This is a genomic window from Streptomyces sp. JHA26 (assembly GCF_002005565.1).
Taxonomy (GTDB): Bacteria; Actinomycetota; Actinomycetes; order Streptomycetales; family Streptomycetaceae; genus Streptomyces.
The window spans coordinates 1-17,966 of record NZ_BDJC01000039.1 but is presented as its reverse complement, the minus strand read 5'-3'; the positions used below and the strand labels follow the sequence as shown (position 1 = coordinate 17,966).

The 17,966-nt window shown below is 73.3% G+C and carries 17 protein-coding genes; 9 read left to right on the top strand and 8 right to left on the bottom strand.

Annotation, left to right across the window (positions count from 1 at the left end):
- Window positions 1-98 precede the first annotated feature (98 nt).
- Complete coding sequence (locus tag JHAT_RS22665; RefSeq protein WP_077800089.1) at window positions 99-1,634, top strand: MFS transporter; 1,536 nt, start codon at window positions 99-101, stop codon at window positions 1,632-1,634.
- 126 nt (window positions 1,635-1,760) lie between these two features.
- Here JHAT_RS22665 and JHAT_RS22660 read toward each other — a convergent pair whose 3' ends face one another.
- The gene (locus JHAT_RS22660; RefSeq protein WP_077800088.1) at window positions 1,761-2,276 is read right to left on the bottom strand and encodes a MarR family winged helix-turn-helix transcriptional regulator; all 516 of its coding nucleotides are present in this window, start codon (window positions 2,274-2,276) and stop codon (window positions 1,761-1,763) included.
- 135 nt (window positions 2,277-2,411) lie between these two features.
- Here JHAT_RS22660 and JHAT_RS22655 point away from each other — a divergent pair, with 135 nt between their 5' ends.
- A complete protein-coding gene (locus tag JHAT_RS22655) occupies window positions 2,412-3,173 on the top strand; it encodes a dioxygenase (RefSeq protein ID WP_077800140.1) in 762 nt (253 codons plus the stop codon).
- A gap of 5 nt (window positions 3,174-3,178) precedes the next feature.
- On the opposite strand, the gene JHAT_RS22650 is transcribed toward JHAT_RS22655, so the two are convergent.
- On the bottom strand, window positions 3,179-3,709 hold the full coding sequence (locus JHAT_RS22650; protein WP_077800087.1) for a GNAT family N-acetyltransferase: 531 nt from the start codon (window positions 3,707-3,709) through the stop codon (window positions 3,179-3,181).
- A gap of 236 nt (window positions 3,710-3,945) precedes the next feature.
- Here JHAT_RS22650 and JHAT_RS22645 point away from each other — a divergent pair, with 236 nt between their 5' ends.
- Together JHAT_RS22645 and JHAT_RS22640 are read left to right on the top strand one after the other, a co-directional pair.
- On the top strand, window positions 3,946-4,944 hold the full coding sequence (locus JHAT_RS22645; RefSeq protein ID WP_077800086.1) for an RNA polymerase sigma factor RpoD/SigA: 999 nt from the start codon (window positions 3,946-3,948) through the stop codon (window positions 4,942-4,944).
- Window positions 4,945-5,368: 424 nt separating this feature from the next.
- A complete protein-coding gene (locus JHAT_RS22640; protein ID WP_307718354.1) occupies window positions 5,369-6,055 on the top strand; it encodes a TetR/AcrR family transcriptional regulator in 687 nt (228 codons plus the stop codon).
- Between the two features lie 282 nt (window positions 6,056-6,337).
- On the opposite strand, the gene JHAT_RS22635 is transcribed toward JHAT_RS22640, so the two are convergent.
- The gene (locus JHAT_RS22635; RefSeq protein ID WP_077800139.1) at window positions 6,338-7,309 is read right to left on the bottom strand and encodes a YafY family protein; all 972 of its coding nucleotides are present in this window, start codon (window positions 7,307-7,309) and stop codon (window positions 6,338-6,340) included.
- Between the two features lie 62 nt (window positions 7,310-7,371).
- Between JHAT_RS22635 and JHAT_RS22630 the strand changes: the two genes are divergently transcribed.
- From JHAT_RS22630 to JHAT_RS22615, 4 genes are all read left to right on the top strand, one after another.
- Window positions 7,372-8,916 (top strand): MFS transporter, encoded by a 1,545-nt coding sequence (locus JHAT_RS22630; protein ID WP_077800084.1) that lies wholly within the window; start codon window positions 7,372-7,374, stop codon window positions 8,914-8,916.
- Between the two features lie 247 nt (window positions 8,917-9,163).
- On the top strand, window positions 9,164-9,925 hold the full coding sequence (locus JHAT_RS22625; RefSeq protein ID WP_077800083.1) for a DeoR/GlpR family DNA-binding transcription regulator: 762 nt from the start codon (window positions 9,164-9,166) through the stop codon (window positions 9,923-9,925).
- On the top strand, window positions 9,922-10,866 hold the full coding sequence (gene pfkB, locus JHAT_RS22620) for a 1-phosphofructokinase (RefSeq protein ID WP_077800082.1): 945 nt from the start codon (window positions 9,922-9,924) through the stop codon (window positions 10,864-10,866). Before JHAT_RS22625 ends, pfkB begins: the two co-directional genes overlap by 4 nt.
- A 154-nt stretch (window positions 10,867-11,020) precedes the next feature.
- A complete protein-coding gene (locus JHAT_RS22615) occupies window positions 11,021-13,129 on the top strand; it encodes a fructose-specific PTS transporter subunit EIIC (protein ID WP_077800081.1) in 2,109 nt (702 codons plus the stop codon).
- Between the two features lie 83 nt (window positions 13,130-13,212).
- Here JHAT_RS22615 and JHAT_RS22610 read toward each other — a convergent pair whose 3' ends face one another.
- The 3 genes from JHAT_RS22610 to JHAT_RS22600 all read right to left on the bottom strand — a co-directional run bounded on the left by JHAT_RS22610 (window position 13,213) and on the right by JHAT_RS22600 (window position 16,639).
- On the bottom strand, window positions 13,213-13,959 hold the full coding sequence (locus JHAT_RS22610; protein WP_107481994.1) for a DUF6227 family protein: 747 nt from the start codon (window positions 13,957-13,959) through the stop codon (window positions 13,213-13,215).
- Window positions 13,960-14,147: 188 nt separating this feature from the next.
- A complete protein-coding gene (locus JHAT_RS22605; protein ID WP_077800079.1) occupies window positions 14,148-15,377 on the bottom strand; it encodes an Ig-like domain-containing protein in 1,230 nt (409 codons plus the stop codon).
- Between the two features lie 218 nt (window positions 15,378-15,595).
- Window positions 15,596-16,639: a P1 family peptidase gene (locus JHAT_RS22600; protein ID WP_077800078.1), complete on the bottom strand. Its 1,044-nt coding sequence runs from the start codon at window positions 16,637-16,639 to the stop codon at window positions 15,596-15,598.
- Between the two features lie 151 nt (window positions 16,640-16,790).
- Here JHAT_RS22600 and JHAT_RS22595 point away from each other — a divergent pair, with 151 nt between their 5' ends.
- Window positions 16,791-16,967 carry a hypothetical protein gene (locus JHAT_RS22595; RefSeq protein ID WP_077800077.1) on the top strand — a complete coding sequence of 59 codons (177 nt, stop codon included), beginning with the start codon at window positions 16,791-16,793 and terminating at the stop codon, window positions 16,965-16,967.
- A gap of 40 nt (window positions 16,968-17,007) precedes the next feature.
- On the opposite strand, the gene mscL is transcribed toward JHAT_RS22595, so the two are convergent.
- Window positions 17,008-17,478, bottom strand: coding sequence for a large conductance mechanosensitive channel protein MscL (mscL, locus tag JHAT_RS22590; protein ID WP_077800076.1), 471 nt, complete (start codon window positions 17,476-17,478; stop codon window positions 17,008-17,010).
- 111 nt (window positions 17,479-17,589) lie between these two features.
- The coding region (locus tag JHAT_RS22585; protein WP_107481993.1) for an RcpC/CpaB family pilus assembly protein at window positions 17,590-17,966 on the bottom strand (377 nt) is incomplete at its 5' end.

The window sequence follows — 17,966 nt, the reverse complement described above, 5'->3', positions numbered from 1 at the left end:
GGACGGTCCTCCCGGCGGCCGTCACCGTAGACGCGCCGTCCCTGCCACCTCGTTCACCTCATCTTTTTCCGTCACAACGTCCCGAAGTGGGTATCCCCATGTCCGAAACAGCCGTCAAGGCTCCCGGCGTCCCCGACGCCGGCCGCTGGAAGGCGCTCGTCTTCATCGCGCTCGCCCAGCTGATGGTCGTCCTCGACTCGACCATCGTGAACATCGCGCTTCCCTCCGCCCAGCAGGACCTCGGCATCTCCGACGGCAACCGGCAGTGGGTCGTCACGGCCTACGCCCTCGCCTTCGGCGGCCTGCTGCTGTTCGGCGGCCGGATCGCCGACCTGTGGGGCCGCAAGCGGACCTTCGTCCTCGGCCTGGCCGGCTTCGCCGTCGCCTCCGCGCTCGGCGGTGCGGCCACCAACGAGGCGATGATGTTCGGCTCCCGCGCCCTCCAGGGTGTCTTCGGCGCGCTGCTCGCGCCCGCCGCGCTCTCCCTGCTCGCCGTGATGTTCACGGACGCCAAGGAGCGCGCCAAGGCGTTCGGCATCTACGGCGCGATCGCCGGTGGCGGTGCCGCCGTCGGCCTGATCCTCGGCGGCTTCCTCACCGAGTACCTGGACTGGCGCTGGACCTTCTTCGTCAACGTCCCGTTCGCGGTCGTCGCCGCGGCCGGTGCGTACCTGGTCGTCCGCGAGCCCGAGGGCGGCCGCAACCGCTCCCCGCTCGACGTGCCCGGCGTGATCCTGTCCACCCTCGGACTGGTCGCGCTCGTCTACGGCTTCACCCGCGCCGAGTCGGCCGGCTGGAGCGACGGACTGACGATCGGCATGTTCGTCGGCTCCGCCGTGCTGCTGGCCGCCTTCGTGCTGGTCGAGAGCCGGGTCAAGGCGCCGCTGCTGCCGCTGCGCGTGGTCACCGACCGCAGCCGCGGCGGCATCTACCTCTCGCTGGGCCTGGCCATCATCGGCATGTTCGGCCTGTTCCTCTTCCTGACCTACTACCTGCAGGTCGTGAAGGGCTACTCGCCGGTGAAGACCGGCTTCGCCTTCCTGCCCATGGTCGCGGGCATGATCACGGGATCCACCCAGATCGGCGCCCGTCTGATGACCCGCGTCCCGGCCCGTCTCCTGATGGGTCCCGGCTTCCTGGTCGCCGCCGTCGGCATGCTGCTGCTGACCCAGCTGGAGGTCGACACCTCCTACGCCGCCGTGCTGCTGCCCGGCATGCTGCTGCTCGGTCTCGGCATGGGTACGGCGTTCATGCCGGCCATGTCCCTGGCCACCCAGGGCGTGCAGCCGCGGGACGCCGGTGTCGCCTCCGCGATGGTCAACACCTCCCAACAGGTGGGCGGCGCCATCGGTACGGCGCTGCTGAACACGATCGCCGCCTCGGCCACCACGTCCTACATCGCCGACCACATCGGCGGCGCGGCCGGCCGGTCCCAGCAGCAGCTGGTCCAGCTGGAGGGCATGGTGCACGGCTACACCAGCGCGATCTGGTTCGCCGTCGGCATCCTGGTCGCCGCCGGTGTGATCGCCCTGACCTTCGTCACCGCCGGCCGTCCGGGCGGCACGTCCGTCACGGGGGCCGGTTCCGGTGACGGCGTCGAGGACGAGCTGCCGGTGCCGGTCGTCGCCCACTGACACGACACCGGCCGGTGATACCCCCCGGGCCCTGAGCACCACCCGTGCCACCCGTGCGCAGGGGGAGGGGACGCCCCCGCGCGCACGGTTCCCCCGCGGACCCGTCCGGCCGCCCGAGCGATCCGCTCAGCGCAGCCAGGGCAGGTCCGCGCCCGCCTCGGCGGGCTGGAGTCCCTCGGCGACGATCCGCATGATCTCGCCGAGGGACTTCTGCTGTTCCGGGGTGAGCCGGTCGAACACGGCCTGGCGCACGGCGTCCACGTGGCCCGGTGCGGTCCGCCGCAGGACCGCGTACCCCTCGTCCGTGAGCACCGCGAACTGACCGCGCTTGTCGGACGGGCAGTCCTCGCGGTGCACCCAGCCGTTCTTCTCCAGGCGGGCGACCGCGTGCGAGAGACGGGAGCGGGTGATCTTCGCGTACTTGGCCAGCTCCGTCATACGCAGGCGCCGCCTCGGCGACTCGGCGAGCTTGACCAGCAGGCCGTAGTAGACGTGGGGCATGCCCGCGTCGCGCTGCAGCTGGCGGTCGAGGTGGTCCTCCAGGAGGGTGGCGGCCTCGATGTAGGAGCGCCACACGAGCTGCTCCTCGTCGGTGAGCCAGCGGGGCTCGTCGGCGGGGGCCGGGATGGGTGCCGTATTCATGTATCCCACTCTACGAGACTACTCCTTGAATATTAAACAAAAGTGACGTAGGTTCGAACACGGAAGAGATTGAGACTTCAAGCAACAGTCGTGTGATGGGGAGCCGCCGCCATGTCGACCGACGTCCGGGAGCGGATGCCCGCCCTCTACTTCAGCCACGGTGCCCCGCCCCTCGCCGACGACCCCGTCTGGCCCGGGCAGCTCGCCGCCTGGGCCGCCGGCCTGCCGCGCCCGACGGCGATCCTCGTCGTCTCCGCCCACTGGGAGGAGGCCCCGCTCGCCCTCGGCGCCACCCGCACCGTGCCGCTCGTGTACGACTTCTGGGGCTTCCCCGAGCACTACTACCGGGTGCGCTACGACGCCCCCGGCGCCCCCGGGCTCGCCGACTCCGTCCGCAAGCTGCTGCGCGCCCCCGGCACGCCCGTGCAGGACGTCCCCGACCGCGGCCTCGACCACGGCGCGTACGTCCCGCTGGTGGAGATGTACCCGGACGCCGACGTCCCGGTCCTCCAGGTCTCCATGCCGACCCTCGACCCGGCGCGGCTCATGGAGATCGGCCGCAGGCTGGCGCCCCTGCGCGACGAGGGCGTGCTGATCGTCGGCTCCGGCTTCTTCACCCACAACCTGGCCGCCCTGCGCCGGCCCGGCGTCCCCGCCTGGTCGGCCGAGTTCGACGACTGGGGGCGGCGCGCGCTCGAGAGCGGCGACGTGGACGCGCTGCTCGACTTCACCCGCACGTCCCCGGCGGGGCGGCTCGCCCACCCGCGCACCGAGCACTTCGCCCCGCTGTTCGTCACGATGGGGGCGGCCGACGCGGCCGGCGAGCTGGACCTGGGCCGGTCGGTGATCGACGGGTTCTGGATGGGGCTGGCGAAGCGGTCGGTGCAGTTCGGCTGAGGGGCTCAGGGACGGTCCCGGAGCGGCTTCTCGTACCAGGCCACGTCCCAGTAGCGGCCGAACTTGCGGCCCACCTCGCGGAACGTGCCCACGTGCCGGAAGCCGAAGCGCTCGTGCAGCCGGACGGAGGCCTCGTTGGGCTGCGCGACGCCCGCGTAGGCGCGGTGCAGGTCCTCGCCCGCCAGGGCTTCGAAGAGCGACGCGTAGAGCAGCGTGCCGATGCCCCGGCCGCCGGCGTGCGGGGCGACGTAGACGGTGGTCTCCACCGACGTCGCGTACGCGGGCTTGGCGCGATGGGGGCTGGACGTGGCGTAGCCCAGAATCTCCCGCGTGTCCGCGTCCGTGGCAACCCTCAGCCGGTACGGGCCGTCTTCAGGGTGGGAGAGCAGCCACGGACGGCGCTCCTCCGGAGTGAAGGGTGCGGTGTCGAACGTGACGGGCGTCTCACGTACGTAGTGGTTGTAGAGCTCCGTGAGGGCCTCGAGGTCACCGTCGGCCCCCGGCCTGACCTGCACATCCGTGCGCTCCGACGGCATCGCACCTCCTCCTGCGGCGGCACAGGGTACTGCATGATCAGGAAAATCGAGGGGCGGGTTGGGAATTCTGTCCGGATTCCAGTCGTTGTTTCCCTCGGATGCAGGGCACCCGAGGAGAGTCCCGAGGGAGTCCGGAGACGGATTCCGCCACAGCACGACAGAGATCGGAGACGACCCACACGGTGCCGAACGTCCGCTGGACCACCCGCTGAACCACTCATCGCAAGGGAGCACGCATGGCAACCCGTGCCGTCGCCCGTCGTAAGTCCGCCACCGGCGAGACGACCGACAGGGCAACCAGCGTCCGCGCCAACGGCGGCGAGCTCGCCGACCGCGATCTGGTCGGCATGTACCTCGACGAGATCGCCCGGACGCCCCTGCTCGACGCCGCCAAGGAGGTCGAGCTGTCCCAGACCATCGAGGCGGGTGTGTTCGCGCGGCAGGTCCTCGAAGGCTACGAGGAGACCGGGGCGGACGCCACCCGGGAGGAGCTCCAGGCCCTGATCGACGCGGGCGAGCGGGCGAAGGACGTCTTCATCCGTTCCAACCTCCGTCTGGTCGTCGCGGTCGCCCGCCGGTACCCGCGCAGCGGCCTGCCGCTCCTCGACCTCATCCAGGAGGGCAACGCCGGCCTGGTCCGCGCGGTCGAGAAGTTCGACTACCGCAAGGGCTTCAAGTTCTCGACGTACGCGACCTGGTGGATCCGTCAGGCCATCACCCGGTCGATCGCCGACCAGTCGCGCACCATCCGCCTGCCCGTCCACCTCGTGGAGGAGCTCGGCCGGATCCGGCGCGTGCAGCGCGAGTTCAACCGCGAGCACGGCCGTGAGCCGGAGCCCGCGGAGATCGCCGCCGAGCTCGGTTCGACGCCGGAGCGCGTCACCGACGTGCTCGACTGGGCCCGCGACCCGGTCTCGCTGAACATGTCGGTGGACGACGAGGGCGAGACCCAGTTCGGCGACCTGCTGGAGGACACCTCCGCCGTGTCGCCCGAGCAGTCCGTGATGACGCTGCTGCGCAGCGAGGAACTGGACGACCTCATCGGCCGCCTGGACCCGCGCACGGCCTCCATCATCAAGATGCGCTACGGCATCGACGACGGCCGCGAGCGCACGCTGACCGAGGTCGGCAAGGAGCACGGCCTCACCCGCGAGCGGATCCGGCAGATCGAGAAGCACGCGCTGCTGGAGCTGAAGAAGCTGGCGCGTGACACCGGCTTCGAGGCGGCGGCGTAGGACCCGTCGGGGCCGTCCCCGGGCGGCCCCGTAAGACGGGGGCGTGGTGGGGCGCCTGGGGCGTACGCCGGTGGCCGAAGCCCGCGCAAACATGGCCGTACAACGCTGCTTCAACCGGCGGGGGCCCGGGAACAAGAATTCCGGGCCCGGCGGTTCGGGCCCCCTTCAGCACCGGATCCGACGCACACTTGGACCACGTCCCGACGCACTCCCCCCGGCGCCGGGACTTCCCGAGCCGGGCTCGGCGCCCCTTCCCCCCGGGTGCCGCAGCCCGGCTCCCTCCGTCCACGGGCGGGGGCACGACCGGCTCCGTCCGTGGACGGGCACGGCTGCGCAGAGCCCGAAGAGGCGGGCCACCCCGAACCTGAACCCCGGGGTGACCCGCCGGATGGCAGATTCTGCCACAGCGGCATAACCTGCCGAAGTGAGCAGCACCACCCGTACTCCCGCTCTCGGCCGGCCACCGGCCTCGCTGACCGAGCGGCGCAAGGCCCGGACCCGCATGGACATCGCCCGCGCGGCGGCCCGCCTCTTCACGCACCAGGGCCTGCGGGCCACCCGGGCCGAGGACATCGCGCACGCCGCCGGCATCGCCCCGCGCACCTTCTACCGCTACTTCGCCACCAAGGAGGAGGCCGTCGCGCCCCTCTACGCCCTGGGCGCCGAGCGCTGGGTCGAGGCGGTACGGAACGCCCCGCCCGAGCTGTCCCCGCCGCAGGCCCTGGAACACGCGGCGCGGCATACGCTGACGCCGGGGGCCGGGGTGTCCGCCGCGTCGTGGGAGGGGGCCCGGACGCTGATCCGCCTGACCGGGACGAGCCCGGCGCTGCGGAAGGTGTGGACCGACGTGTGCCACATGACCGAGCGGGCGCTCGGGGAGGCGCTGGCCGAGCGGATCGCGGCCGCGCGGGACGGCGACGACAACGTTGCCGAGGTGCCGGAGCCCGGCCCCCGACTCCGCTTCGCCGCCGCCACGGCGGGGGCGGCGGTACGGGTGGCGGTGGAGTACTGGGCCGCGTCCGCGGAGGACCCGACGAGGGCCCTGGAACTGGCGCTGGGGAACCTGGAGGTGCTGAGGGGGTTCACCTGGGAGGAGACACCGGGGGCGTAGGCGCGGTGCGGCCGCCCTCGGCGGTCGGGGCGCGTGCGCGGCGGGGGTGGCACGGGCGTCCGTGGTGGCGCGAGGCGCGTGCGGCGAGGTGGCACGAGCGTCCGTGGTGACGTGGGGGTGAGTGTGCGGCGGGGGTGGCACGGGCTTCCGTGGTGGCGCGGGGCGCGTGCGGCGGAGGTGGCACAGGCGCGCGTGGTGGCGCGGGACGCGTGCGCGGCCGGGGTGGCACGGCCGCGCCTGGTGACGCCGGGTGCGTGTGCGCGGGCGGGGGCCGGGCGGCCGTCAGGCCTCCGTGGCCGCTCGGGTCAGGCGGGCGCCCAGGGCGCGTACGCAGGCGACCAGCTCCGGCGGCTCCTGGACCCGGAAGTCCACCCCGAGCATCGCGAGCCGCACCGCCATCCACTCCACCGCGTCCGAGACCGTGGCCCGCAGGACGCACGACGTCCCGTCGCCCACCGGTTCCGGGGGCCCGATCCACCCCGGCAGCCGTGCGGCGACCTCCCGCACCGGCGCGGCGAAGGCGACGACGATCTCGTACGAGTCGCCGCGCCACTGCATGGACCGGCGCAGGTACTCCGCCGCGTCCCCTGTCGGCAGCTCCCGGGGAGCGAACCGCGCGCCCGTCGCGAACGGCTCGCTCACCCGGTCCACCCGGAAGGTCCGCCAGTCGTCCCGGTCGAGGTCGTAGGCGACCAGGTACCAGCGCCGGCCCGTCGAGACCAGCCGGTACGGCTCCGTCACGCGCCGCGACTCGGTGCCGTCCTTGGCGCGGTAGGCGAACCGCAGCCGCTCCCGTCCGGCCACCGTGGAGGCCATCACGGTCAGCGTCTCGGGCGCGATGCTCGGTCCGTCCCCGCTGGTCAGCGGCGTCGTCGCGGCCTGGAGCGTGGCGACGCGGTGCCGCAGCCGCGTCGGCAGCACCTGCTCCAGTTTGGCCAGCGCCCGCACCGACGCCTCGTCCACGCCCTCCACCGCGTGCCCCGCCCCGGCACGCAGCCCGACCGCGATCGCCACCGCCTCCTCGTCGTCCAGCACGAGCGGCGGCATCGCCTTGCCCGCGACCAGCCGGTACCCGCCGTCGGCACCCATGGTCGCCTGCACGGGATAGCCCAGCTCGCGCAGCCGGTCGATGTCCCGCCGGACCGTGCGGCGGGAGACCCCGAGCCGGTCGGCGAGCTCGCCGCCGGGCCATTCACGGGGTGTCTGGAGGAGGGAGAGCAGGGTCAGGAGCCGGGCCGGAGTGTCCGTCGTCATGCGTCCGAGCATGCCCCAGAAGTAGGACACGATCTGACCTATCTGGGTCATAGCTTGTTCCCATGACCTTCACGCACACCCCGGACACCTCCACGGTCCGGCCCGACCGCCGGCGCTGGTTCGCCCTCGCGATCGTGATGACGGCGGCGTTCATGGACCTCGTCGACGTCACGATCGTCAACATCGCGGTCCCGTCGATCCGGCGGGACGAGGGCGCCTCCTTCAGCCAGATCCAGTGGATCACCGCCGGCTACGCCCTCGCCTTCGCCGCCGGCCTGATCACCGGCGGCCGGCTCGGCGACATCCACGGCCGCAAGCGGCTGTTCCTCGTGGGCATCGGCGGCTTCACGCTCGCGTCCGCGCTGTGCGGCTTCGCGGTGAACCCGGAGATGCTGGTCGCCTCGCGCATCCTCCAGGGCGCCATGGCCGCGCTGATGGTGCCGCAGGTGCTGTCGATCGTGCACGCGACCTTCCCGGCGCACGAACGCGGCAAGGTGTTCGGGCTGTTCGGCGCGATCGTCGGCCTCGGCGCCGTCTCCGGTCCGCTGCTCGGCGCCCTGCTGACCGAGTGGAACCTCTTCGGGCTGGAATGGCGGCCCATCTTCCTCATCAACCTGCCGGTCGGCATCGCCGCCCTGGTCCTCGGCAGCCGCTTCATCACCGAGTCCAAGGCCCCGCGCGCCCTCAAGCTGGACCTGGTCGGCGTCGCCCTGGTCACCCTCGGTCTGCTGATGCTGGTCTACCCGCTGACCCGGGGCCGCGAGCTGGGCTGGCCGCTGTGGGGGTACGTGTCGATGGGCGGCGCGTTCGTCGTCCTCGCGGTGCTGGTGGCGTACGAGCGGCGCAAGAGCGCGCGGGACGGCTCCCCGCTGGTCGAGCTGTCGCTGTTCAAGGTGAAGAGCTTCGCGGCGGGCATCGCCGTCCAGACCGTCTTCGGGGTCGGGCTCGGCATCTTCTTCCTGGTGTGGACGCTCTACATGCAGGAGGGGCTGGGCTGGAGCCCGCTGCGGGCCGGGCTGACGGGCGTGCCGTTCTCGATCGCGGTGTCCGTGGCGGCGGGCCTGTCGGTGCAGAAGCTGGTCCCGCGCTTCGGGCGCAAGGTGCTCCAGGCGGGCGCGCTGGTGATGGCGGCCGGAGTGCTGCTCTACCTCTGGGAGGCCGGGCGGTACGGCCTCGGCATCACGTCCTGGCAGATGGCGCCGCCCCTGGTCGTCATGGGCGTCGGCATGGGCCTGATCGTCGCCCCGCTGACGGACGCGGTGCTGTCCCAGGTGCCGCGCGAGCACGCCGGTGCGGCGTCCGGGCTGATCAACACCGTGCAGCAGATGGGCAACGCGCTCGGACTCGGCCTGGTGTCGGTGGTCTTCTTCGGCACGATGGACGACCACGTGGCCCCGTCCGGCATCGGGGCGGCCTACGCCGACGCCTTCCAGAACGCGCTGGGCTGGGTGGCCGCGGTGCTGGGCGTCATCTTCCTGCTGATGTTCGCCCTGCCCGGGCGGACGGACCGGCACGCGGAAGGGACGGCGGAGCAGGAGGAGGCCGGGCAGGAGGAGGCCGCGCAGGAGGAGGCCGCGCAGGAGGGGGAGAAGCCCGCACTGGTCTGACGACGGGCCCGTGCACGGCGGGGCCGGTGCACGGCGGGCAGGGGGACGCGGGTGGGGCCCGGCACTGCGGTGCCGGGCCCCACCCGCGTCCCGGCTCCGGCCCCTCTCTGCGGGCAGTCGCCCCCAGTGCATGCCCGTTCATGCCCGGTTGTGCCTGTTCACTTCCGCTTGGCTGTTTACATTCCGGAAAACCGGGCGTAGCCTCCGGTGAAACCACACGTTCGGGCACAGGCGGAGGCGAACAGGCATGTACGCACCGGAGCGGCAGCAGGAGATCCTCCGGCTCGCCCGGGACGGCGGCCGGGTGGACGTGGTGTCGCTGGCCGAGGAGTTCCAGGTGACGGCGGAGACCATCCGCCGCGACCTCAAGGCCCTCGACCGCGCCGGCCTGCTCCGCCGGGTGCACGGGGGCGCGATCCCCGCCGGGCGCCTCGACTTCGAGCCGGACCTCGCCGAGCGGGAGTCCACGGCGGCCGACGAGAAGGAGCGCATCGCCAAGGCGGCCCTCGCGGAGCTGCCCGCCGAGGGCACCCTCATCCTCGACGCCGGTTCGACGGTGGCCGGCCTGGCCGCCGCCCTCCCGCCGGAGACCCGGCTCACCGTCGTCACCCACAGCCTGCCCATCGCGGCCCGCCTCGCCGACCACCCCGGCCTCCAGCTCCACCTGGTCGGAGGGCGCGTGCGGCACCGTACGCGGGCCGCCGTGGATGCCTGGGCGCTGCGCGCGTACGGCGAGATCCGCGCCGACGTGGCCCTGGTGGCGGCCAACGGCTTCTCCGTCGAGCACGGCCTGACCACCCCCGACCTCGCCGAGGCCGCCGTCAAGCGGGCCGCCGTCGCCGCGGCCCGGCGCGTGGTGCTGCTCGCCGACTCCTCCAAGCACGGTCAGGAGCACTTCGCCCGCTTCGGGGCCCTGAGCGACGTGGACCTGCTGATCACCGACAGCGGGCTGAGCCCCGACGACGCCGCCGCCATCGAGCGCGACGGCACGGAAGTAGTACGCGCATGATCCTCACCGTCACCCCCAACCCGTCGCTGGACCGCACCTACGAGGTCCCCTCCCTGGACCGCGGCGAGGTCGTCCGCGCCACCGGCGAGCGGGTCGACCCGGGCGGCAAGGGCGTGAACGTCTCGCGCGCGGTCACCGCGGCCGGGCGGCGCACCGTCGCGGTGCTGCCCCTCGGCGGCGCACCCGGCGCGCTCGTCGCCGACCTGCTCGACGCCCAGGGCATCGAGGTCGCGCCGGTGCCGGTCGCCGGGGCCACCCGCTCCAACATCGCGCTCGCCGAGGCCGACGGGATCCTGACGAAGATCAACGCCCCCGGTCCCGAACTGTCGGCGGCCGAACAGGAACTGCTCCTGGAGACCGTGCGGCGGCAGTCGCGCGGCGCCGACTGGATCGCCTGCTGCGGCAGCCTGCCCCGCGGACTCGCCCCCTCCTGGTACGCCGCCCTGGTCGCCCGGGCGCACGCCGCCGGGGTCCGCATCGCCCTGGACACCTCCGGCCCCGCCCTGCGCGAGGCGCTGCGCGAGCGGCCCGACGTGGTCAAGCCCAACGCCGAGGAGCTCGCCGGGGTCGTCGGACGCCCCCTGGCCACCGTCGGCGACGCCCTGAAGGCCGCCGAGGAGCTGCGGGAGCTGGGCGCGCGGGCCGTGCTCGCCAGCCTGGGGGCCGACGGGCAGCTGCTCGTGGACGATGCGGGCACCTGGTTCGGCACCGCCCGCGTGGACGCCGTGCGCAGCAACGTCGGCGCCGGTGACGCCTCGCTCGCCGGCTTCCTCGTCGCCGGCGGCGGACCGCAGGCCCTCGCCTCCGCCGTCGCGCACGGTGCCGCGGCCGTCCGGCTCCCCGGCAGCGTCATGCCCACCCCGGCCGACCTGGATCCGGCCGCGGTGACGGTCACGGCCGAGGTGCCGGTGGACCTGGCGCTGAGGGAACCGGTGTCGTGACCGGCCCGCGCGCCCTCGGCGCCCTCCCCGGCCCGCACCCCCGTGCCCCCGTCCCCCGAAGTCCCCACCGCACCACCACTCCCCGCAGCACCTCCGTCCCCACCCTCGCCCACCACCCCGTGTCCCGGGCGATACGCGAGCTAAGGAGCCCGCGATGAGCGACATGATCACCGCGGACCTGGTCGACCTCGACCTGTCCGCCGACACCAAGGAAGCGGCGGCGCGCGCCCTCGCCGAACGCATGGCGGCCCAGGGCCGGGTGACCGACCTGGAGGGCTTCCTCGCCGACGTGGCCGCCCGCGAGGCGCAGATGCCGACCGGCCTGGACGGCGGCATCGGCATCCCGCACTGCCGCAGCGAGCACGTCACCGAGCCGACCCTCGCCTTCGGCCGCAGCACGCCCGGCGTCGACTTCGGCGCGGCGGACGGCCCGGCCGACCTGATCTTCCTGATCGCCGCTCCGGCGGGGGCCGACGACGCCCACCTGACGATCCTCTCCTCCCTGGCGCGGCAGCTGATGAACGACGAGTTCACCGCCGCGCTCCGCTCGGTGGGCGACGCCGCGGCCGCCGCGGCGCTGATCCGCGGGGAGGAACCGGCCGCCCCCGACGGCGCCGAGGACTCCGTGGCGGCCCCGGCGGCGGCCTCCGCCGGGACCGCCACGGGCAGCACGGCGAACGGGACCGCCCCGGGCACCACGGCGAACGGCACCGCGAACGGCGGCGGGGCGGAGGCGGAGACGGAGTCGGCGTCCGAGCGGCCCTTCCGCATCGTCGCCGTCACCTCCTGTCCCACCGGCATCGCGCACACCTACATGGCGGCCGAGTCGCTGGAGAACGCGGCCCGCGAGGCGGGCGTCGACCTCGTCGTCGAGACCCAGGGCTCGGCCGGCTTCACCCGGCTCGACCCGGCGGTGATCGAGGCGGCGGACGGCGTGATCCTCGCCCACGACGTGCCGGTGCGCGACAAGGACCGCTTCGCCGGGAAGGCCACCGTCGACACCGGCGTCAAGGCGGCCATCAACCGGCCCGGCGAGCTGATCGGCGAGGTCCGCGGCAAGGCGGCCCGCGGCGAGGTCACCTCCGCGTCCCCGGGCGCGACGCCCGTCGAGCGCGGCGGCGAACCCGGCGAGGGCTACGGCACCAAGCTGCGCACGTGGCTGATGTCCGGCGTCAGCTACATGGTCCCGTTCGTCGCGGCGGGCGGCCTGCTGATCGCCCTCGGCTTCGCGATCGGCGGCTACGAGATCAACAAGGCGCCGTCGGTGATGGACCACTTCGTGTGGACGCAGGCCGACAGCTGGGCGGCGCTGCTGTTCCAGGTCGGCGGCGTGGCGTTCGGCTTCCTCGTCCCGGTCCTGGCCGGTTACATCGCCTACGGCATGGCCGACCGGCCCGGCCTCGTCCCCGGCTTCGTCGGCGGCTCGATCGCGCTGACCATCGACGCGGGCTTCCTCGGCGGCCTGGCGGCCGGTCTGATCTCCGGTGCCGTGGTGATGGCGATCCAGCGGGTGCGGATCCCGGCGGCACTGCGCGGCATCATGCCGGTGGTGGTGATCCCGCTGATCTCCTCAGCGGTCGTCGGCTTCCTGATGTTCGTGGTGATCGGCAAGCCCATCGCGTCCGCGCAGCAGGCGATGACCGACTGGCTGAGCGGACTGTCCGGTGCCAACGCCGTCCTGCTCGGCGCGCTGCTCGGCCTGATGATGTGCTTCGACCTCGGCGGCCCGGTCAACAAGGTCGCCTACGCCTTCGCCACCGCCGGCATCGCGGTCAGCGACCCCAGCGACTCGGCGATGAAGATCATGGCGGCGGTGATGGCGGCCGGCATGGTCCCGCCGTTGTCGATGGCCCTGGCCACGACCGTGCGCGGCCGGCTGTTCAACGCCACCGAGCGCGAGAACGGCAAGGCGGCCTGGGTGCTGGGCGCCTCCTTCATCTCCGAGGGCGCGATCCCGTTCGCCGCGGCCGACCCGCTGCGCGTCATCCCGTCCTCGATGGTGGGCGGCGCGCTCACCGGCGCCCTGTCGATGGCCTTCGGCGCGACGCTGCGCGCCCCGCACGGCGGCGTCTTCGTGGTCCCGCTGATCGGCAACCCGCTGCTCTACCTGGTCGCCGTCGCGGCCGGCGTGTGCGTCACCACGGCCCTGGTGATCGTCCTCAAGGGCCTGCGCAAGCAGACGCCCGCAGCGGCGGCACCGGGAACCGGCGACGCCGACTCCTCGGCCTCGACGACGGGGACGAAGCAGCCGGTGGCGGCCTGAGACGCCGCGGGCGGCCGGGCCGGATCCGACGAGGACCCGGCCCGGCCGCCCGCGTCTTGGCCCGCCCGGCCGGTGACGGCGGTTCAGGACACCTGCGCCGCCCGCCGCTCCATGGCCCTGCGGGCCGCGTCCTCGCTGGCGTACACCTCGCACATGTGCCGCCCGTCGGGCGTGGCCGTGTGCTCGACCTCCCACAGGGAGACCTCGGTGCCGTCCTGGAGCAGGAAGGCGTGCTCGTAGAGCGAGAAGCCGACCGCGGCGCGGCCCGTGCGGCCGGGAACGCCGAAGGCCTGCGTGATCTGGTGCGCGGACGCCGTGGCCAGCAGGGCGGCGGTGTCCGCGCCGGGCCGGTCCGCGTTCTCCGCGCGCCGCAGCAGCCTGCGCGCGTGGTCCGCGGTGCCGCCTTGGACGTAGACGTGCCGCGGGGTGGGGATCGGCGACAGCTGCACCGGCACCGGCAGTTCGAAGTCCGGCGTGTCCGGCGGCAGCGCCAGTCGGGCGGTGGCGGCGCGCAGTTCCTCCTCGTCGACGTACACCTCGTGCTGCGCCTCGCCGCCCGGAGCGGTGTTGTGGACGAGCTCCCAGAGGGTGAGCGCCGAACCGTCGGCGAGCAGCCACGTGTGCCGGTACGTCTCGCGATGCAGCCCCGCGCTGTGGTGCGCGGAGTGCAGCGAACCGTCGTGCGCCAGCGCGCAGTCCAGTCGCCGTATCGTCTCGTCGGGCAGCTCGAACGAGTTCAGGGCGCGGCCGAGCAGTCGCATGAGGTGCTCCTCCGGAGACTCGGGCGACTCGGCTGGTTCGTACGCTGCCGTGTCGTACGGAACGCTCAAGGTTTCTCCCGGCGTCGCTGCATGTCACCTGGTGGGTGCATACCGTAGCCCCTCGGTCGGACATCATGTTCGGGAACCGGGAAAACGTCCGCACGAAAAACGCGCGGGTCGCGCGAGAAGTTCCCGCGCGACCCGGCGAATCGTCAAAAAACGCTGCTCGGCGACCCGGTCTGCTGATACGGCCGGGGTCAGACGGCGCTGCCCGCGACCCACTCGCTCCAGCCCATGTTCCAGCCGTTGAGGCCGTTGTCGGGCGCGATCGTGTCGTCCGGGGAGTTCTTGACGATGACGAGGTCCCCGATGAGCGAGTGGTCGTAGAACCACTTGCTCTGGGTGTCGCCCTGGCCGCCCCGCACGTCCTGCAGCCCCACGCAGCCGTGGCTGGTGCCCTGGCGGCCGAAGGGCGGGTTGCTCTGCAGGTACCAGTAGTTGCCGTGGATGAACGTGCCGCTGGTGCTCAGCCGCATCGCGTGCGGCACGTCCGGGATGTCGTACTCGCCGCCGAAGCCGACCGTGGAGCCGTCCATGTGCGTCTGGAGGGACTTCTCGGAGATCACCATCTGCCCGTTGTACGTCGGGTTCTCGGCGCTGCCCGCGGAGATCGGGATCGACTTGACCGTCTTGCCGTCGCGCACGACCGTCATGGTCTGCGTGTTCACGTCGACCGTGGAGACCTGCGAGCGGCCCACGGTGAAGGTGACGGTCTTCTTCTGCACGCCGAAGACGCCGTTCGCGCCCTCCACCCCGTCCAGGTCGATCTTCATCGTGACCTTGGAGCCGGCCTTCCAGTAGTCCTCGGGCCGGAAGTCGAGCCGCTGCGAGCCGAACCAGTGCCCGACCACCTTCTGCCCGCTGCTGGAGGTGACCGAGATGTGCGACTGCACGGCCTTCTTGTCGCCGATCTCCTTGTCGAACGTGAACGACACCGGCATGCCCACCCCCACCGTGGTGCCCCCGTCCGGGGTGTAGGTGCCGATGAAGCTGTTGCTCGGGGAGACGGTGGTGAAGGTCGAGTCGGCCGCGGCCGGCAGGCCGTTCGCGTCCTTCGCGGTCGCGCTGATCCGGTACTTCGTGCCGCGCTCCAGCTGCTCCTTCGGCTTCCAGCTCGTACCGTCGGCGGACATCGAGCCCGCTACGGCCGTCCCCGTCTCCGCCACCGTCATCCTCACGTCGGTCAGCTTGCCGCCGCTGACCTTCACGCCGGTCGCGTTGATCGACGCGCTGGTCGACCCGTCCTTCGCGGAGATCACGACCTTCGCCTCGGAGGTCTTGACCGAGCTGGTGCCGTCCTTGCCGTCGCCGCCGTCCTTGCCGTCGGCGCTGGCGCTGCCACCACAGGCGGTGAGGGTCAGGGCGCCGACCACGAGGGCGGCACAGGCCACCAGTGCACGGCGCGCTGATATGTCCTGCGTTGTCACGGGCTGCTCCAGGTTCGGGTCGTATGCCTGTCCGCTTCAGCCCTGAAGAGCGGACCGGCGGCCGACGGGGTTCCAGCCGACCGTCGGAAAAGCCGATCAGTGACAGAACCGCGACAATCGCCCCCGCACACAGGAGACTTGCCCCCGCCCGGACGCCCGTCCCTGCCCGGACGCCCGCTCCCGCCCGGAGACTCGCCCTCGCCCGGACGCCCGTCCCGCTACGGCACCTCGCGCGGGTCCCCGTACAACTCGCCGTACGAGGGCCACAGTCCGCCCGGCCCGTCCACCGGGCCGGCGGCGCGCACCGCGCGCACGATCGCCCGCGTCACCACGTCCGCGCCCGCCGCCAGCACCTCGTTCAGCGCGAGCGGCCGCGTCGCGTCGAGCGGGCGCCCGCCGGTCGCCAGGGCGAAGACCGTGTCCCCGTCGTTGAGCAGGTGCACCGGCCGCACGGCGCGCGCGATGCCGTCGTGCGCCGTGCCGGCCAACTTCTGCGCCTGCGCCTTGGACAGTTCGGCGTCGGTGGCGACCACGGCGAGCGTGGTGTTGAGCGGAGGCGCCGTGTTCCGCGCCGCGGACTCGGCGAGGCGCCGCCGCGCCGCCTCGTGCACGTCCGCCGCCGGGTACTCCACGCGCCGTCCCCGGAACAGCTCCCCGTACAGCACCCCCGTCTCCGGGTCCGTGACCGACCCCGCGGCGTTGGCCACCACCAGCGCGGCCACCGTGACGCCCGAGTCCAGCACGGTGCTCGCGGTGCCGACCCCGCCCTTCAGGAGCCCCACCACGGCTCCCGTGCCGGCCCCGACGCCTCCCTCGGCCACGCGCGCGCCCGGTGCGCTCGCGTCCGCCGCCTCGACGGCCGCCCGCCCGGTGGCCGCGTCCGGCCTGGCCCGGAAGTCGCCGCCGCGCCCCAGGTCGAAGACGCAGGCGGCGGGCACCACCGGCACCACGTGCGCCGGGTCGGGGCCGACGCGCACCCCGCGCCCACGCTCCTCCAGCCAGGCCATCACCCCCGACGCCGCGTCCAGTCCGTAGGCGCTGCCACCGGTCAGCACCACCGCCTCGATCCGCTGCACCAGGTTGCGCGGGTCGAGCGCGTCGGTCTCCTTGGTGCCGGGACCACCGCCGCGCACGTCCACGGCGGCGACCGCCCCGCCCTCCGGCACGAGCACCACCGTCGTACCCGTGAGCCATCCGTCGCCGATGCGTGTCGCGTGCCCCACCCGCACTCCGGCGACGTCCGTCAATGCGTCCACTGTCATGCCCCCAGTGTCGGCCGGGCCCCGGCACCCCGGCCGCGACAGGCGGGCCCGGGCGGGGGAGCGGAGGCGGACATCACGGGGCCCGGCACGGCAGGGACGCGGCGGATGCGCTCCCGACCGCCGGGAACGGGGCGGGCCGTACCCTGGAGCCATGAGTACCGCCCCCGAACCCGAGCCGCGCGCGCCGAAGCCCGCGCTGGTCTTCGACGACCCGCTCGACCAGCAGTCCTCCGACGACACCGACCGGGGATGGGGCGAGCGGCCCGAGGCCGACAGCGCGGCCGACCTGAAGCGCTTCCTCGACGAGAAGCCGCCCCACCACCTGTGAGCCGTGCGGGCGGACGCCCGCCGCCGGCGGCCCGTCCCCGCTACGTGCGGTCGTGGCCCGGTCCGCGCTGCGCGACCAGGGCGTCGCGGATCTCCTTGAGCACCTCCAGCTCGGACACCTCGACGACCTCCTGCGTGCCCTCCCGGGCCTTGCGGCGGGCCTCCTGGCGGGCCAGGTACCTGGACATCGGCAGGACCATCAGGAAGTAGACGACGGCCGCCGTGATCAGGAACGTGAGGGTGGCGCCGAGCACCGAACCCCACAGGATCCGGACGCCGGTCGCGCTGTCGCCCGTACCGGTGCACGGGCCCTTGAGACAGGAGCTGTAACTGTCCAGGTTCTTCGTGCCGAACGCGCCGACCAGCGGATTGATGATTCCCTTCACCACCGAGTTGACGATGTTGGTGAAGGCGGCGCCGATGACCACCGCGACCGCCAGATCGACGACGTTCCCGCGCATCAGGAAGGCCTTGAAGCCCTGCCAGACGCCCGGATCCTTCTTCGCGCTCACCTCGGGGGCACTCCTCACACGACCAGGTTGTAGAACAAAACGCTCCGCAACCTACGCCGTCGTCCGGCGGTGCTGTCCACCCCGCCCCCTCGACCGAGGGACTTGACAGGCTCAGCACACTGTCACCGCCAGTCGCGCCCGGGCCCCCGCGCCGACCAGCCGGTGCGCGGTGGCGGGCGGCACCGACAGCACGACCAGCGCTCCGGCCCCCGGCGCCCCGGTGACCGGCTCGGGCACCTTCAGCACCCGTGCTCCCCGCGCGATCACGGAGGCACCGCCGCCCCCGTCCTCCTCGGACGCGACGACGTCGACCCGGTCGCCCGGCGCCAGCAGCCGCACCGTCGCGGCGTCGGCGATCCGCACGGGCGCCGCCACCGGCCGCGTCGTCGGCCGCTCGCGCGCCCGGTCGGTCACCGGATGGCCGCGCGCCCGGCCGCCGTCCTGCGCCCCGCCGCCCGGATGCGGGCCCGCCGCCACCAGCGCCGCGG

What these genes read in the sequence shown, in the direction of transcription:
- JHAT_RS22665 (WP_077800089.1), top strand. Translation starts at nt 99, where the DNA reads ATGTCCGAAACAGCCGTCAAGGCTCCCGGCGTCCCCGACGCCGGCCGC.
- JHAT_RS22660 (WP_077800088.1), bottom strand. Translation starts at nt 2,276, where the DNA reads ATGAATACGGCACCCATCCCGGCCCCCGCCGACGAGCCCCGCTGGCTC.
- JHAT_RS22655 (WP_077800140.1), top strand. Translation starts at nt 2,412, where the DNA reads ATGCCCGCCCTCTACTTCAGCCACGGTGCCCCGCCCCTCGCCGACGAC.
- JHAT_RS22650 (WP_077800087.1), bottom strand. Translation starts at nt 3,709, where the DNA reads ATGCCGTCGGAGCGCACGGATGTGCAGGTCAGGCCGGGGGCCGACGGT.
- JHAT_RS22645 (WP_077800086.1), top strand. Translation starts at nt 3,946, where the DNA reads ATGGCAACCCGTGCCGTCGCCCGTCGTAAGTCCGCCACCGGCGAGACG.
- JHAT_RS22635 (WP_077800139.1), bottom strand. Translation starts at nt 7,309, where the DNA reads ATGACGACGGACACTCCGGCCCGGCTCCTGACCCTGCTCTCCCTCCTC.
- JHAT_RS22630 (WP_077800084.1), top strand. Translation starts at nt 7,372, where the DNA reads ATGACCTTCACGCACACCCCGGACACCTCCACGGTCCGGCCCGACCGC.
- JHAT_RS22625 (WP_077800083.1), top strand. Translation starts at nt 9,164, where the DNA reads ATGTACGCACCGGAGCGGCAGCAGGAGATCCTCCGGCTCGCCCGGGAC.
- pfkB (WP_077800082.1), top strand. Translation starts at nt 9,922, where the DNA reads ATGATCCTCACCGTCACCCCCAACCCGTCGCTGGACCGCACCTACGAG.
- JHAT_RS22615 (WP_077800081.1), top strand. Translation starts at nt 11,021, where the DNA reads ATGAGCGACATGATCACCGCGGACCTGGTCGACCTCGACCTGTCCGCC.
- JHAT_RS22600 (WP_077800078.1), bottom strand. Translation starts at nt 16,639, where the DNA reads ATGACAGTGGACGCATTGACGGACGTCGCCGGAGTGCGGGTGGGGCAC.
- JHAT_RS22595 (WP_077800077.1), top strand. Translation starts at nt 16,791, where the DNA reads ATGAGTACCGCCCCCGAACCCGAGCCGCGCGCGCCGAAGCCCGCGCTG.